This window comes from Bacillus sp. NPDC077411 (genome assembly GCF_044543425.1).
Lineage (GTDB): Bacteria > Bacillota > Bacilli > Bacillales > Bacillaceae_G > Bacillus_A > Bacillus_A bruguierae.
Window position 1 is genome coordinate 1 of the sequence record NZ_JBITWA010000037.1, and the last position, 15,403, is coordinate 15,403.

General features: G+C 33.5%; 14 protein-coding genes, 1 rRNA gene and 2 pseudogenes. 12 read left to right on the forward strand and 5 right to left on the reverse strand.

Annotation, left to right across the window (positions count from 1 at the left end):
• Positions 1-467 precede the first annotated feature (467 nt).
• Entirely contained in the window at positions 468-1,304 is an 837-nt protein-coding gene (locus ACIGHG_RS25065; RefSeq protein WP_396551167.1) for an alpha/beta fold hydrolase, read from the reverse strand.
• A gap of 446 nt (positions 1,305-1,750) precedes the next feature.
• On the opposite strand from ACIGHG_RS25065, the gene iscB reads away from it, so the two are divergent.
• The 8 genes from iscB (at position 1,751) to ACIGHG_RS25105 (ending at position 8,450) form a co-directional block, all read left to right on the forward strand.
• The gene (gene iscB, locus ACIGHG_RS25070) at positions 1,751-2,485 is read left to right on the forward strand and encodes an RNA-guided endonuclease IscB (RefSeq protein ID WP_396551169.1); all 735 of its coding nucleotides are present in this window, start codon (positions 1,751-1,753) and stop codon (positions 2,483-2,485) included.
• Positions 2,486-2,491: 6 nt separating this feature from the next.
• Positions 2,492-2,947, forward strand: coding sequence for a hypothetical protein (locus ACIGHG_RS25075; protein ID WP_396551171.1), 456 nt, complete (start codon positions 2,492-2,494; stop codon positions 2,945-2,947).
• A gap of 50 nt (positions 2,948-2,997) precedes the next feature.
• Positions 2,998-3,936, forward strand: coding sequence for a helix-turn-helix transcriptional regulator (locus tag ACIGHG_RS25080; protein WP_396551172.1), 939 nt, complete (start codon positions 2,998-3,000; stop codon positions 3,934-3,936).
• A gap of 107 nt (positions 3,937-4,043) precedes the next feature.
• Positions 4,044-4,820, forward strand: a complete 777-nt coding sequence (locus tag ACIGHG_RS25085) for a MerR family transcriptional regulator (protein WP_396551174.1) — start codon at positions 4,044-4,046, stop codon at positions 4,818-4,820.
• A gap of 181 nt (positions 4,821-5,001) precedes the next feature.
• Positions 5,002-5,718 carry a response regulator transcription factor gene (locus tag ACIGHG_RS25090; RefSeq protein WP_336474659.1) on the forward strand — a complete coding sequence of 239 codons (717 nt, stop codon included), beginning with the start codon at positions 5,002-5,004 and terminating at the stop codon, positions 5,716-5,718.
• Positions 5,705-6,721 carry a sensor histidine kinase gene (locus ACIGHG_RS25095; protein ID WP_336474660.1) on the forward strand — a complete coding sequence of 339 codons (1,017 nt, stop codon included), beginning with the start codon at positions 5,705-5,707 and terminating at the stop codon, positions 6,719-6,721. The genes ACIGHG_RS25090 and ACIGHG_RS25095 overlap by 14 nt, the downstream gene beginning before the upstream one ends.
• Before the next feature lie 78 nt (positions 6,722-6,799).
• Positions 6,800-7,720 (forward strand): ABC transporter ATP-binding protein, encoded by a 921-nt coding sequence (locus ACIGHG_RS25100; RefSeq protein WP_396551176.1) that lies wholly within the window; start codon positions 6,800-6,802, stop codon positions 7,718-7,720.
• A complete protein-coding gene (locus ACIGHG_RS25105; protein WP_396551178.1) occupies positions 7,713-8,450 on the forward strand; it encodes an ABC transporter permease in 738 nt (245 codons plus the stop codon). Before ACIGHG_RS25100 ends, ACIGHG_RS25105 begins: the two co-directional genes overlap by 8 nt.
• Before the next feature lie 566 nt (positions 8,451-9,016).
• On the opposite strand, the pseudogene ACIGHG_RS25110 reads toward ACIGHG_RS25105, so the two are convergent.
• A pseudogene (locus tag ACIGHG_RS25110) lies at positions 9,017-9,203 on the reverse strand (hypothetical protein).
• A gap of 295 nt (positions 9,204-9,498) precedes the next feature.
• Between ACIGHG_RS25110 and ACIGHG_RS25115 the strand changes: the two are divergent.
• Complete coding sequence (locus ACIGHG_RS25115) at positions 9,499-9,708, forward strand: hypothetical protein (RefSeq protein ID WP_336474663.1); 210 nt, start codon at positions 9,499-9,501, stop codon at positions 9,706-9,708.
• A 201-nt stretch (positions 9,709-9,909) separates the two neighbouring features.
• Here ACIGHG_RS25115 and ACIGHG_RS25120 read toward each other — a convergent pair whose 3' ends face one another.
• The gene (locus tag ACIGHG_RS25120) at positions 9,910-10,230 is read right to left on the reverse strand and encodes a hypothetical protein (protein ID WP_396551180.1); all 321 of its coding nucleotides are present in this window, start codon (positions 10,228-10,230) and stop codon (positions 9,910-9,912) included.
• A gap of 486 nt (positions 10,231-10,716) precedes the next feature.
• On the opposite strand from ACIGHG_RS25120, the gene ACIGHG_RS25125 reads away from it, so the two are divergent.
• Positions 10,717-11,247 (forward strand): RNA polymerase sigma factor, encoded by a 531-nt coding sequence (locus ACIGHG_RS25125; RefSeq protein ID WP_336474665.1) that lies wholly within the window; start codon positions 10,717-10,719, stop codon positions 11,245-11,247.
• The gene (locus tag ACIGHG_RS25130; RefSeq protein ID WP_396551182.1) at positions 11,240-12,067 is read left to right on the forward strand and encodes an anti-sigma factor; all 828 of its coding nucleotides are present in this window, start codon (positions 11,240-11,242) and stop codon (positions 12,065-12,067) included. Before ACIGHG_RS25125 ends, ACIGHG_RS25130 begins: the two co-directional genes overlap by 8 nt.
• Before the next feature lie 17 nt (positions 12,068-12,084).
• On the opposite strand, the pseudogene ACIGHG_RS25135 reads toward ACIGHG_RS25130, so the two are convergent.
• Positions 12,085-13,858 (reverse strand): annotated as a pseudogene (locus ACIGHG_RS25135) (peptidoglycan D,D-transpeptidase FtsI family protein); the annotation flags it as partial.
• 169 nt (positions 13,859-14,027) lie between these two features.
• On the opposite strand from ACIGHG_RS25135, the gene bla reads away from it, so the two are divergent.
• A complete protein-coding gene (gene bla, locus ACIGHG_RS25140) occupies positions 14,028-14,966 on the forward strand; it encodes a class A beta-lactamase (protein WP_396551184.1) in 939 nt (312 codons plus the stop codon).
• Between the two features lie 355 nt (positions 14,967-15,321).
• On the opposite strand, the gene rrf is transcribed toward bla, so the two are convergent.
• Positions 15,322-15,403 (reverse strand): 5S ribosomal RNA (gene rrf, locus ACIGHG_RS25730); the annotation flags it as partial.

Sequence of the window (15,403 nt, forward strand, 5' to 3'; positions counted from 1 at the left end):
TGTTTGTTTCGTTCAGTTTTCAAAGAACTTATCCGCCGCTCAATTGCGACTTCCTTATGTTAACATCTCAGTCATTCGATGTCAACTAAGTTTTTCATTTCGTTTATCGCAGTTACTTTATTTCACCGGCGACTCGTATAATATTACTCCTCTATATAATAATAGTCAATAACTTTTTTAAACTTTAATTATTATCCTCCATTACTTCATTATTTTGTATAACTGCGACTTATATGCTAAAAAATCAAAATGGATTTAAATAGACCGGATAGAACAATTATTTAGTATGTTTTATATGAAGTTCCAGGTGTATGAACCTAGTATCTCTTACTATTCAACTTATGAAGTAAATCTATAGAGACTCCATATAAAACGGACGTTAACTCAATATTTTAATGAAATAGAAAAAAGCTTTTTTACCCTAATAACATTTCTCTATTGCTAAACTACTGTGCAATTACGTTAACTTATAAAAACCCCTTAATTTCACGAACCAATTCCCCTGCATGATCAAACATCATAGCATGAGATGATTCAGGAATTACAACTGTTTTACTTTCACTTAATTTACATTCAACATTTTTTATAAATGCTAATTTCTTATTCAGGTCACCTTCTTTTTCTGCCGGAAGAAACAACACTCTACATCGGACATGATCATACCACTCTTCTATCCTGCGATCGTACAGATCTTCTGCAATCTGTCTCATATTCTCCCTCTTAGACACAAAAGTCACTTTTCCATTTTGAAGTTTTCGAGGTTTATAATCTTCCATAACTAAAGCTCTGTTCTTATTCCATGGCAGCCAATTCCTTTTCATATACTGTATCAAGGCTTCTCTTGAATCAAACTCTTGTTCCGGATTAGAAAAGGATTTATTAAAATGCTCTTCTTTAGATTCCGTATATAAGCCCCCAGGTCCTGAATGATTGACCAAAGCACCTTCAGAATTAACTAATGAAATAACTCTATCTGCATACATCGATGCAAACATTGTCCCAACATAACATCCAAGTGAGCTCCCTACTATATGAGTTTTATAAATACCGAGAACATCCAGCACCTCTCGAACATCTTCAACTAAAGTTTCAAGTTGATATCCTTTTTGAGGATGATCCGAATTGCCGTGTCCCCTTATATCGATAGCAATTACGCGATATTCTTCTGTAAAACTTGGAATAATACTCCGCCAAATAGCTGCACTTCCTCCCATATAGTGCAGGAACAAAATTGGCTCACCGTTCTGGCTGTACTCATAAGCTTTAATTTTTACTCCCTTTGCATTTACCGCATATTCTCTCATTCCCTAGTCCCCCTTTAGTTCTCCCCCTCGTTGATGAAGGGAACTTCGTGACTTCACATTTATTTTATCGTATATTGGTGACAAACAACGTCACTAATACTAGGACTAAATCAGTAGTAGTCATTTTTATATACAAAAGTATACAAACGTGGGCAAATATGTTCGTATACTTACTATTGATTCGGTTTCAAGCCTAAGTGAGTGCGTTTTGACGAAAGTTAAATTGCATGATGAACTACGATTGATGAGTAAGTTGAAGACTTACCCTCGGATACACGCTTTAGTCCGTTGCTCTAAGAGTGTGGAAGGATGACCGACTACTACTGACCTGTAGTCAAACACCGAAACACATGAACTCTCATCTGTCATTGGCAAAAAGCGAAATTCTCCGAAAGGATGACTGGTCAGAGATGACTAAAAATCAAAACAAAGAATATTGTTTTGTATTGGATGTAGGAGGAAGGAAATTAGCTCCTACAAGTGTCAACAATGGATGGTACTTAATTAGGAAGAAAAGAGCAAGACTTGTTGCAAAATACCCAATGGTAATTCAACTACATAAGTCAGTGGAAAATGTAGATTATAAAATTAGGTTGGGGATAGACGATGGTAGTTTACACGTTGGGGTTGGGTTAGTACAAGAATGTAAAACAAAAAACAAGCCAATCTTTAAAGCTAATATTGAACATCGAAAAGATGTATCAAAGCTAATGGAGAAAAGAAGAGGGCATAGACGATACAAAAGAAATCACAAACGGTATCGTCAAGCAAGATTTGATAATCGTGCAAGTAGTAGAAAAGAAGGAAGAATCGCACCTAGTATACTCCAAAAGAGACAAACGATTATTAGGTTTGTAAATAAGATTTCAAAATGGATAGACATTGCAAGTATTCACTTAGAAGATGTTGCGATAGATATACGAGCATTAACTGATGACAAGAAGTTATACAACTGGCAATATCAAAAATCCAATCGGCTAGATGAAAACATGAGAAAGGCTGTAATTATACGAGACAAATATAAATGTATGGAATGTAGAAAGTCAAACTGTATGTTAGAAGTACATCATATTGTCCCTAGAAGGTTAAGAGGCTCTAATACATTAGATAACCTGATTACACTATATAGTAAATGTCACCAAAAAACAGAAGGTAAAGAAGAAAATTTTGTTGATAAGTAACAAAAAATGATTAACGGAAAGAGTTTACGGCTAGACTTTGCTCAACACGTTATGCAAGGTAAAAACTGGTTACAACAACATTTATCTCAGTATGGTACTTTGCTTTTAACAAGTGGTGGAGATACTGCAAATAGGAGAATAGATTGGGGTATTGAAAAGTCACATTCTAATGACGCTTTAGTTATTTGTGGATTAGAGATCCATGATACAAACATAAAAGACTGGGGCATTAAACCAATCAGAAGGAAAACGAAAGCAATACATTCTGAAACTTATGGGTTTAGCCATAGAGATATTGTACAATACACAGACACAAAAAAGGTAACTCATGTTGGCTATATTACTGCAATGTACCCAGATAAGTTACAAATTAATATTCAAACAAAAGAGAAACATCTAAAAAGAGTGAATACAAGAAAAAGTGTACTAAAGTGGAGATTTAGAGGGTTGTATTTCCTATGAATGACCACACATGAATACTTTTGTGTATATTTTTTGAAGGAGATATTTTTATGTCTAGAACAGGGAGATTATTTGAGCTATTAATTACACTAAATACAAAGTATCGCTTTACTGCTCAAGAGCTAGCAAATGAATTTTCAGTATCCAAAAGAACAATACTTAGAGATTTACAACTATTAAGCGAAATGGGTGTCCCTCTTTTTTCTTCCCCTGGACCAAATGGTGGATACACTCTTATAAAGAAACAAAAACTTCCTACTATCTCATTAACACCAGAAGAAGCTACAGGATTACTTCTGTCCTATCAACTTTTAGAAGATGGACCTTTTCAACAAGAAAATATATCAACTCTTACTAAAATCCGTTCCAACATGTCTATAGAGATGCTTCAAAAAATCGAGGCATTACAAGATAGACTAGCTATAGATTCTCCGAAAAGAAGTTTTAAAAACCATTACCTCAAAGAGCTTTTCCAAGCATCATTAGACAAAAAACACCTTCAAATAGAATATGAATCTCGTTCGGGGTATTCAACCCGAACAATCTTTCCCCATGGAATTGTTCTAGCTAACGGCTTATGGTACTCTCCTGCATTTTGTTATAAACGAAAAAGAAATGTACCATTTCGAGTCGATCGGATTCTTTCACTCAAAATACAACAAGATTTCTCAGAGCCACTTCCAATAGATATGACCATACAACAATGGTTAAATCAAACAGAAGCAGCATCAAAAGAACTTACTTTACGAGCAACACTAACTAAAAAAGGCTGTAAAATACTAGATCCTCACCCTATTGGAGAATGGATTCAAGTTACCTCTAATGGCACGGGAATAATTGAAGAGAAATTTAGAGAGTCAGATATCCCTTTTATCGGAGGGCTTTTCCTTAGTCTCGGAGCGGAAATATTAATAAAGGAGCCTGCTGAATTAATACAGTTTGTACGGGAGAAAGCGTTGGAAGTAGTTAGCCAATACTCAAAAATATAAAATGTCTCCTTATTTCAAATCTGTGGAAGTTTTACTTGCACCTACAGTTACGTGAGGCGGTATGATCGGAGTAACCAAATTGAACCAGAAAAGGAGATGAATGTAACATGAGTAATAACAGAACATATTCAATCGGAGAATTCTCTACCAAGACCGGGACATCCATACGGACATTACATTACTATGATGAAATTGAGCTGCTCAAAGCTGAAAAACACCCTCATTCTGGTCACCGCCAATACACTGAACAGGATATACTTACGCTGCAAAAAATTGTTGGGTTTAAATTTTTAGGCTATAGCTTGGAGCAAATAAGTAAAATGATGAATGAATCCAGTTTGAATGTAACCTTACATGATACGTTACAAAACCAAAAAAAGGCTTTCGAGCAGAAAAAAGAGCAAATTGAAACAACGCTAAATGCAATTAATCGTACGATTCGATTGATAGAAGATGAAGGAGAAGTGGATAGTACAATCTTAATGAGTTTAATAAACAGCATGCAAACAGAAAAGCACCACCGACTATGGATTGAACAACATACGTCAAAAGAAGTAGCTGATCAGTTATTTAATAAGCCTGAAGAAGAAATAATAGCATTAGATAAAGAATTTATCCAGTTATCTAAAGAAGTAAAAAGATTAGTGGGAAGACCAGTTCATGATCCCGAGGTACAGGGATTAATAGATAAGCATATGAAAACCACACTTGAATTGGTTAGTGAAGAAGCGATGCACGCTATACAAGATATAGAGGAATTAGAAAAAGAAAAACTTGTAAACATGATTCCTTCCCCATATACAAGAGAGGAAGAAGAATGGTTAAATCAAGCCATGGAGTATTATATGATTCAAAATGGTATGAATGATCCGAAGATAGATTAAGAAGAAAACCAGCTCCTGTTAGACACTGTATAAAAGAAAATCCCCCAAAACAGGCTATTTGTTATGGATAAATATAGTTATCATCTTAATTGAATTTACAATCTACCTTATTTCACCAATTAATGGTATATAATTAGTTTTGTTTACACAACCAAATTACACTTTAAAAGCAGGTGAAACGATGGAAACCGTTCGCGTACTTATAGCAGATGATGAAAAAGAAATAAGAGATTTGTTAAAAAAATATCTTGAGAGAGAATTCTATACAGTAGATGTAGCAATCAATGGCGAAGAAGCTCTTCATTTATTTAGGCAAAACAAATATAACCTCGTCATACTAGATTTGATGATGCCGAAAATAGATGGGATCGAAGTATGTAAACGGCTTAGAGATCAAACAAACATTCCGATATTAATGCTTACCGCTAAAGATCATGAAGTAGATAAAATTTTAGGATTAAGCATAGGCGCAGATGATTATATTACAAAACCTTTCAGTATTCATGAAGTAGTTGCACGAGTAAAAGCTCTTATGAGGCGTTTTTTAGTATTAGGAAGCGACGCTAATTCTCACGAACAAGCACTCCTCCAATTTAAAGGGCTGACAATTGATTTAAAAAAATACACAGTTACCGTAGGTGCAGAAGAAATATCTTTAACCGCAAAAGAACTAGAACTACTAAAGTTTTTCGCTTCCAATCCCGAACAAGTATTTACGAAAACACAACTCTTTCGTAATGTTTGGGACAGTAACTATATAGAAGATGATAATACAGTTATGGTACATATTAGAAAACTTAGAAAGAAGATCGAAACGGATCCTTCAAATCCTAAATTTATTCAAACTGTGTGGGGAATCGGTTATAAATTTGTAGGTGAAAAAGATGAAAAACGATAAAGTTCTCTATCTTATTTCACTTCAGCTTATCATCATTATGATACTTCTGCTCATTGAAATGAGTCATACATGTAAACTCATTTTATTTACTGCATTATTTCTTATAACGATAAGCCTTTTCTTTATAAGAATCCATTTTATAAAGAGCCGAAAATCTATCATTGTTAGCTTGCGACGAGCAATTCACGGAAATTTACATACAAGGTTATACACGACCAATGATAACTCGTTGGATGATGTGATTTTTTCTATAAATGAATTAATTACAGAGCTAGAAAAGGTACAAGTTGAAGCTAGAAAGTCTCTAGAGGCCAGAAAACAACTCTTATCTAGTATCTCACATGATATTCGAACACCTCTTACTTCCATTATTGGATATGTTGATGCTTTAAAAGATGGGATTGCTGCTTCAGAAGATGAAAAACGAGAATATCTTGAAATACTCTCAAAGAAATCAAACAGCTTAAAACAATTAGTTGATCAAATATTTAATATGGCCAAGCTAGATGCAGATGAATTCCCCCTAAAGAAAGAGATTCTCGATTTTGCTGAGATTACTAGAGAGTCTCTAATTGAGTTTTTACCTGAGCTCTCAAAACATAACATAGAATTACAAGTTCATATTCCAGAAACACCTTGCCCTATTACAGCAGATCACCTTAGTCTTGTACGAATTATAGGTAACCTTGTAAAAAATGCGATATATTACGGGAAAGCTGGAAAGATAGTGGGAATAGAACTAATAGAAACCACTTCCGAGTACCAACTATTCATTTGGGACAAAGGACCTGGAATTTCAAATAACGATTTAGAAAACGTATTTGAAAGAATGTATAGAAGTGACCAATCAAGGAATGCTTCGTATGGTGGGAGTGGTCTAGGACTCGCTATCGCAAAAGCTCTCGTAGAAAAAAATGGCGGAGACATCTGGGTAGAAAGTATTCCGTGGAAAAAAACCACCTTTGGCTTTTCCATCCCTAAACAAACTACTTTTAAGAAATAGTTAAGAAATGATTAAGCAGCAGTTAAATCCTGCTTTTTATTATGTAAGTACGAGGTTATAGAAAGTAGGTGTTTCAAAATGAGCGCAATTATAAAAACAACAAATCTTACTAAAATTTATGGCAAACAAAAATCGGTAGATCATCTAAATATAAATGTAAATCAGGGAGAGATTTACGGCTTTATTGGACGAAACGGTGCAGGTAAAACAACGACAATTCGAATGCTGCTAGGTCTTATAAAACCTACAAGCGGAAAAATCGAAATATTCGGGGAGGATTTTTTCCAAAACCAAAAAGAAATTTTAAGAAGAATTGGTTCTATCGTTGAAGTTCCAGGGTTTTATGAAAACCTTACTGCAAGAGAAAACCTATTAATTAACGCAAAGATAATCGGAGTGCATAAAAAGAATGCCCTTGAAGAAGCACTAGAAATTGTAGGCCTGCAGCATGAAACAAAAAAGCTGGTGGGTAAATATTCTTTGGGAATGAAACAACGGTTAGGAATCGCAAGAGCCCTTCTCCATTATCCAGAACTATTAATACTTGATGAACCGACAAATGGCTTAGATCCAATCGGTATTAAAGAAATGAGAAAACTTATTAAATCTTTAGCACAAGAAAGAAACATAACAATATTAATTTCCAGTCACATTTTAGCTGAAGTCGAACAGCTAGTAGATCATATGGGGATTATTCATGAAGGGAAGTTATTGGAAGAAATTTCTCTTGATGCACTTCGAAAAACAAATCGTAAATACTTAGAATTCCAAGTAAATGACGATAATAAAGCTGCAATGCTTTTAGAAAGACAATTTCATATTTTGGATTACGAAGTACATGATGAAGGAAATATTCGCGTTTATTCTCATTTCGGACAACAAGGACAAATTAATAAAATGTTTGTTCAAAACGATATTGAAGTATTAAAAATTATGATGAGCGAAGACAGATTAGAGGATTATTTCACCAAATTGGTTGGAGGTGGGACAATTGGTTAATCTACTATATACAGAGCTATTAAAGTTGAAACGTTCTAATATGTTCTTAATTAGTATTATTGGGGCAGCGGTAGCACCATTTATGATCGTCTTGGCCTTTTATATAGAAATGAAAACAAAACCATCTGTTACACCCGCGAGTTTCGATGCCCTTTTTCTTAATGTAAATATGTATACTATTTTACTTATGGGAGTCCTTCTATACGGAGTCGTTACCGCTTATCTCTTCAATCGTGAATACACAGAAAATACATTAAAAAATTTATTAACCATTCCTGTATCACGTTTTAACTTTATTATGAGTAAATTCGCCCTTCTGTTTATTTGGATTATGATTCTAACTATAGTTGCATGGGGACTAACTTTACTATTAGGGCTATTAGGAGGTTTCCCTGGATTAAGCATCCCTTTATCTTTTCAATTTTTAGTGAAATTTTTACTAGGCGGTGGATTCCTTTTTATCTTATCTTCTCCTATTGTACTGCTAACTCTTGTAATGAAGACTTATGTTCCGCCTATTATATTAACAATTGTTGTAGCAATGGTAAATGTTCTAACTGCAAGTTCGGAACACAAAGATTTATTTCCTTGGACAGCTGCACTAGATATAGTAAATAACGAATTGCAACCGACATATCCTCCAGAATATTCTTATGTTGCCATTGCCGCTACAGCTATTATCGGTTTTCTCGCAACACTATTCTATTTTAAAAAGGTTGATATTCATTAATCTCATACCTAATCATGATTCAAGGACGATAAAAGGAATTAACACCGTTCACACTTTATATAAACGAAACCGAAATCTGAAGCCAGATTTCGGTTTTTCGATATATGATGAATGACGAAATTGATTAACAATCGCATAAATGAAGAGCTTTTAACATCTCAGATTCCCTTGTTTCACTAGTGTAATTTTTTACCTTTGATTTGATTGCTTATTTGTAAAGGTAACGGAGACTTCGCTATCAAAGTAAGACAAAATCATATCCCAAAACGAAAAGATGAGATGCAATCTTATAATTAACTAACTGTAGAGAAGTAAAATTTTCGTTTTGGGGGTACTTCAAGACCTTAGCTTGATAGGCATGCAGCGAGAACCCATTGCATTGTATTATCTTTTCCGAGTTAACATAACTTCACTTATTAATCGTCTAAGTATATAGAAACTAAAAAAAGCCCCTTCATACTAATAATCTAAAGGGACTTTACTCATACAAATAATCTGTACACCAATTCTTTGATATACAGATTATTTGTACAATAATTATTATAAATAATTGCTAAATGATAAACTTACATAAATGCTTTTAAAAGTTCTTGAACTAATGGAAGTACTCCACCTAAAAATTTCAAAACTGCCATTGCGATTGCCATATTATTTCCCTCCTTTTTTGAGTATTAAGATGTAATAAATCTTTATACTCTTATTATAGATAGCGCTTCTATTTATATCAATAAATTTAATTATGCAATATTTCATATTTATGTACATGTGATATTTCTATAATAGAACGGGTAAGTTCTACAGCATTTTCTAATGAACTGAACAACTGAAGAACATGAAAGTTTCCCTTAAAAAGGAGGAGAATTATAAAAACTCTCTTCCTTTTTATGTGCTCATAAACTGTATTTATCTGAAGCCCAGGCGCAAATGTGTTGCGTCCTTAAATCATTCATACAGATACCTAATCACGGTGCTTGTAAAAGTATAAGGTTACATAAAATAGAAATACTATCATTATGTATGGTACTTCATTATATAGGAGAGATATTGTATGACGATTAACAAACGAAATGATTCAGAAAAGGAATTTGAACTTTCAATACTAAACTTAAATGAAATGGATAAAGAAGTTACAGCGAGAGGAAAAGCTAACCAAAATTTGCAAGCTGAAGATACGGTTACACTTTTTTGGGGAGATGAATGGAATATAGAAGAAGCTGAAAAGAAACAGGTGGATTGTAATCGATCAAATGACGTTTAAGAATATGCATTCATTTCATACCTAATCATGACTCAACATCATGGAACACCTGTCAATAAATCATATAGGAACGTTATGAATAAAGAAATAGATGACTTCCTCGATAGAACAAAGCATCTCATTACTATTGAGATGCTTATCCAAAATAAAACATAATGTAACTTTCCTCAAAATCGCAGTATTAGCCTCAACTTAATTGCTTTATTTCGTAACCTTAAATATATATGTGTCAACTGTACCTAAGCACCCTTTCGCTTGAACCACATATGTCCCTGGTTGTGTGAAATGAATTTGTTTTCTATTTAACTTAATATGTTGAGAATTACCATGAACTACATTCACAACTTCACCACTTAATGTATAAGGCTGATTCACTTTCAGCGTACTTTGTAGTACATGACCTTCCACTTGTACACTCGCCTTCTCTACTTTTGTTTGTTCTACTTCAGCAGCACTCACGTTTGTTGTAGTAAAAGCTCCTAATCCAATTGCAGTTCCAAGTATAATCCCTGTTAATTTCATATTTTTGACCCCCTTATTTATTTGTGTAAGAGACCCTTACATCCCAGATTCTACCGTCTGTATATAGACAACGTATATATATATTATTAGACAAGATATTACATTTTTTTAAATAAATGTATTTTTATACCAGAACAATTATTACTTGTAATAAAACCCCAATATGAATAGAGTAATAAATACAGATTAATTGCAATTGTATATTATAATTATAAATTTTTTGAAATTTATAAATTTTGTAGAGAAACACAATTTTTGGTTATGGCGCAAATATATGATGAAAAATATGTATAATCTGATTGCCAAATTTCGTTTACTTTACTTACTTCCCTACGATGAAAGCTTCCTTATACTTATAACTATCAGGAACTTTATAATTAGTTTTAATGGGAACAAATGAAACTATTATCTTGTCTATATATTAGATTAGTTATAAAAAATGAGGGGAAATTTTTATGTTTATTCAAATGAGCTTGAGGTGTCGAGATGAAACATAAGGTTATTGAAAATTGCAACCATGATGAATTTGATTACGTTATAAAAGAACATTGGCAAGATGTATGGAATTATTCATTTATTATTACGAAAGACACGCATTTATCTGATGATATAACGCAAGATGTATTTATAAAGGCATTTGAAAATTGGCATTCATTTCGAAATGAATCATCTGTTAAAACGTGGTTATTAAAAATTACAAGGAACACAGCGCTAAATTATTTGAAGTCTTCCTATTTCAAGAGAATTTCTTTAGTAAGTTTTTTTAGGGACGATAAGAAGTATCTATCAGCAGAGCAAGAATTTTTTAACAAAGAGGAAATGGATGGAATTTGGAACGTAATACTAAATTTACCTAAAAAATATCGTGAAATATTGATATTAGATGCAAAATATGAATTATCCTATGGTGAAATAGCAGAAACGCTAGGAGTGTCGATTGGAACTGTGAAGTCTAGACTACACCGAGCTCGTACACGAGTTTCAAAAATATTAGGAGAGGATAAACGGTATGAATAATAATAATAAGCCGAATTGGTATAAAGAATTAAAAAATGGACCAATGAGACAGCGTCAAGACGAAGAGGAATTCATTTATAAGATAAAACAATCTATATACCAAAATAGAGAGAGAAATCGGCCTAAGTATAGCCAAACATTTCGTAAAAAGTTAGCCACTGTTGCATTTGTTCTTGTTTGTACAGTTTTGCTGTTTCACTCCCAACAATTTTTCTTCGGAAAAAACGAACCTCCTGTACAAAGTAGCACTCAAATTGAAGTGAAGATGAAAGATGAATCTAATCAAGATCAATCACTAAAACAATTTATGAATCAATTAAATACAATCACGAGTTTCAAAAATAAGAATAATTTATATGAAGCCCTGGAGGAAGAATTTGTTTTTAAAGGGGAAAAGTATAACAAAAATGAGTGGGAATTTGATGAAAATATGTTTCACGAGTTACAAGTAGCCCTTACAATGGGAGGAGAATTTGTGAATGATACGAAAACATTATATAAAATACCTAGTGGGATGGTAGAAGGGAATCAAACAAAGCAGGAACGTTATTTATATGCAACGGTAATTGGTGAAGAGACAAAAGTTTTTGATAAACCAAAACCTAATTCGCGAGTTTTAAATCAGGTGTCTAATGAAATGGTAAAAGCTTGGGTTTCGGACAAAGCGAACAATGATGGATATATAAGAATAACTACGATGAATGGTTACACCGGTTATGTGAAGAAAGATCATATTTCAATTGATATTGAGTATTCTTTTATTTTCGAAAAACATAATGATGGTACGTGGAAAATAAAGAGTATAAATTCTTTATGGTAAAAGAGAAAGGTTCGATAAAGTGAACCTTTCTCTTTATTTTTTATTCTCTTTTTGAAGGGTATCCCAATCGTGTAAAACCTTAGATGCAACAAGAGCAGCATGATTTTTTCCAGAACCTCCGCCAGGAATAATGACAGAAATAGCGACTTGCGGATTTTTAGCAGGAGCATATGCGATAAAAAGAGCATGATTTATAATTTTTTCCTGTTCGTTTGGTGAACCTGTTATTCCTGTTTTACCCGCAACATCAAAGGCCAAGTTTTTAATCTCTTGTATATTTTGACTCATTCCATCTTGCAAGACATTCCAGAAATTCAAAGGATAACGATTTGAACTTTCTAAAATTGGTTTAAACTTTTTTGTTTCTTTACCATCATTATCAATAATAGCATTTGCGATTTGAGGTTTATATTTATCGCCTTTACTTGCAAGGGTTGCTGCATATTGAGCGAGTTGAATAGGAGTATGCACCTCGTTTCCTCCCCAAGAAGCATTTAACAAAGCAGAAATTCCACTTTCAAACTTACTAGATACATGCAATTGATATTGCCCGTCTTCTTCAAAGGGTAAATCAACCCCAGTTTGAGAGCGAAGGCCGAATTGTTTTAAATAGTTTGTCCAAATGTTTGCTACTTTTTCTAAATTTCCGTTATTTTGGTTAAATAACGGAATTGCCACTTTTGCTGTCATAAATGTATTGGATGAATTAATAATAGCCTGACTTGGTGTAATTTCACCAATTGGAGTCCCAGCAGCATTGGCAACATTATTCTGATCATTATATTGAAAACTACCCATATCCAAATAAGTATCAGCAGGTTGAAACAGCTTTTCATTTAACCCAATTAAAATAGTAAGAGGCTTTATTGTTGATGCCATATTTACATAGGATTCACCGTACTTTAATTTTTGGATCGTTTTATTTTGTGAGAGTACTTTTATGTTTTCTTTTTCAGGCAATGGGAAATGTGCACTTAGTACATTTGGATCAAAAGCTGTAGAGTTAGCCATAGTTAATATTTTTCCTGTTCTTACATCTACCACTACAGCATAACCACTCTTAGCATCGGGTATTTTTTTGACTTGATCCCTTAAAGCTTCTTCTGTTTTCTGCTGAAGTTTAAAATCTAGTGCTAGCTGAATATCCTTTCCTTTTTGAGGATTTTGTATGTTCCATAAAAATTTTTTATTTTTAATTTTAAATATGAAAGTTTTTCCTGGTATTCCTTTTAGATCATTTTCATATTGAAGCTCAATTCCATTTTTACCAGCAGGAACATAATTAGAATAAGAGTTGCTTTTTTCAGATTCTACATATCCAATTACTTGTGAAGCGATTTCATGCTGTGGATAAACACGTATCCATTCATTTTTCATAATTACATTTTGAGGCTTGTTTTTGTTTATAAAGGTCAATTCATTATCATTTATGCCTGCGTACAATAGTATTTCATTTTTATTGTACTGCTTACAAGACTTTTGTAATTGTAGCTTTATCTCATCCGTAGAGATGTCATGATGAAATATAGATGAAAATTGATTTAAAAAACTTGTTAATTTCATTGTGTCTTGATGAGTTGGACATTCATTATCATAAACGTAATACAAAGATTTCACTTCTTTATTTGTAGCTAGTATTACTCCGTTTTGATCAATAATTTTACCTCTTTCAGGTGAAGAGGTTGTAATAGAAAACGAAATAAAATTCGTTGTAAATAAAATCGTAAAAATAATGCTTAGAATAAAAAAGATTGCCAAGATGGCCCATACTTTTGTTTTTATATGTAACATAAAACCCTCCTCTATGTAGATTCTATTTTATCTTAAAATTAATTATTTTTTTTATAAATTATGGAACAAAATTATTACTTAGATTGTCTATTAAATGTAATTTTAAAAACTGGTACTCAAATTGGATACATTGTACCTAATTTGACATCCATTTTATGTATTACAAAAGATGAAGGGACTGATTTTTTTGAAAAGTACAAGAATGCTAAAAATAGGGATGTGTGCTGGCATACTAAGTTTAAGTCTTACAAGTATAACACTCTTTACAGGTGAACCATTGCAGGTGGAAGCAAAAGAAAAAACAGAGCAAACAAAACATACAAATCATGCGACTCATCGAGAGTTCGTTCAACTCGAGAAAAAGTTTGATGCTCGGATTGGTGTCTATGCTATTGATACCGGTACAAATCGAACAGTTGCTTATCGACCTAATGAACGGTTTGCTTATGCATCAACCTTCAAAGCTCTGGCTGCAGGAGCAGTTCTACAGCAAAACTCAATCGACAAACTAGATGAAGTTATCACCTATACAAAAGACGACTTAGTTACGTATTCACCAATTACAGAGAAACACGTGGATACCGGTATGACTCTTGGGGAAATTGCAGAGGCTGCTATTTGCTACAGTGATAATACAGCGGGGAACCTTTTATTCAAAAAATTAAACGGTCCTAATGGGTTTGAAAAAGCGCTCAGACAAATTGGTGATAGGGTTACCATGGCTGATCGCTTTGAGCCAGATTTGAACGAAGCTACTCCTGGGGACATCCGTGATACAAGTACACCAAAAGCACTTGCTACTAATCTTAAGGCTTTCACAGTTGGTAATGTACTCCCAACTGATAAGCGTAAAATCCTCACGGATTGGATGCGTAGAAACACTACTGGAGACCAACTGATCCGTGCTGGCGTACCAAAAGGATGGGAAGTCGGTGATAAGTCCGGGGCTGGAAGCTACGGAACGCGAAATGACATTGCCATCGTTTGGCCACCAAATCGAGAGCCAATTATCATTGCAATTCTATCCAGTCGTGATACAAAGGATGCTACCTATAATAACGAGCTTATCGCCCAAGCTGCGAAGATTACAATTAACGCTCTCAAGTGAGTGTGGTAATTGTACTTCAATTTTCTTATTACCTTTATGACATACCATTAGAGGGTAAAACTAAAAAACGATTCTTTTTATATTAAAAGAATCGTTTTTTGCATTCTTATCATTACATTTATAATAATAAGAATCATTATGTTAGACGGAGATCATCCTCTTTTTTTGATATGGTGAGGCCTATAAGAAAAAACTCATGAATATTAGCAATCATTATCTTCCTAAGGCGTTTAAGTAAAATAGGATTAAAACCATTTGTTTATTTAATTTGTACTGTGCTAAATCAAAGACAATATTTCGTTTCAGCAGTACCATTAAACACAAAAAAACCTAAGTCAAAACGACTTAGGTTTTTGCCTGGCAACGTCCTACTCTCACAGGGACAAAGTCCCAACTACCATCGGCGCTAGAGAGCTTAACTTCCGTGTTCGGTATGG

Excerpts from the sequence above, each read along its gene's own strand:
- ACIGHG_RS25120 (WP_396551180.1), bottom strand. The coding sequence starts at position 10,230 with ATGAAATTAACAGGGATTATACTTGGAACTGCAATTGGATTAGGAGCT.
- ACIGHG_RS25100 (WP_396551176.1), top strand. The coding sequence starts at position 6,800 with ATGAGCGCAATTATAAAAACAACAAATCTTACTAAAATTTATGGCAAA.
- ACIGHG_RS25085 (WP_396551174.1), top strand. The coding sequence starts at position 4,044 with ATGAGTAATAACAGAACATATTCAATCGGAGAATTCTCTACCAAGACC.
- ACIGHG_RS25125 (WP_336474665.1), top strand. The coding sequence starts at position 10,717 with ATGAAACATAAGGTTATTGAAAATTGCAACCATGATGAATTTGATTAC.
- ACIGHG_RS25095 (WP_336474660.1), top strand. The coding sequence starts at position 5,705 with ATGAAAAACGATAAAGTTCTCTATCTTATTTCACTTCAGCTTATCATC.
- ACIGHG_RS25065 (WP_396551167.1), bottom strand. The coding sequence starts at position 1,304 with ATGAGAGAATATGCGGTAAATGCAAAGGGAGTAAAAATTAAAGCTTAT.
- ACIGHG_RS25130 (WP_396551182.1), top strand. The coding sequence starts at position 11,240 with ATGAATAATAATAATAAGCCGAATTGGTATAAAGAATTAAAAAATGGA.
- ACIGHG_RS25075 (WP_396551171.1), top strand. The coding sequence starts at position 2,492 with ATGATTAACGGAAAGAGTTTACGGCTAGACTTTGCTCAACACGTTATG.
- ACIGHG_RS25090 (WP_336474659.1), top strand. The coding sequence starts at position 5,002 with ATGGAAACCGTTCGCGTACTTATAGCAGATGATGAAAAAGAAATAAGA.
- ACIGHG_RS25115 (WP_336474663.1), top strand. The coding sequence starts at position 9,499 with ATGACGATTAACAAACGAAATGATTCAGAAAAGGAATTTGAACTTTCA.
- ACIGHG_RS25080 (WP_396551172.1), top strand. The coding sequence starts at position 2,998 with ATGTCTAGAACAGGGAGATTATTTGAGCTATTAATTACACTAAATACA.
- bla (WP_396551184.1), top strand. The coding sequence starts at position 14,028 with ATGAAGGGACTGATTTTTTTGAAAAGTACAAGAATGCTAAAAATAGGG.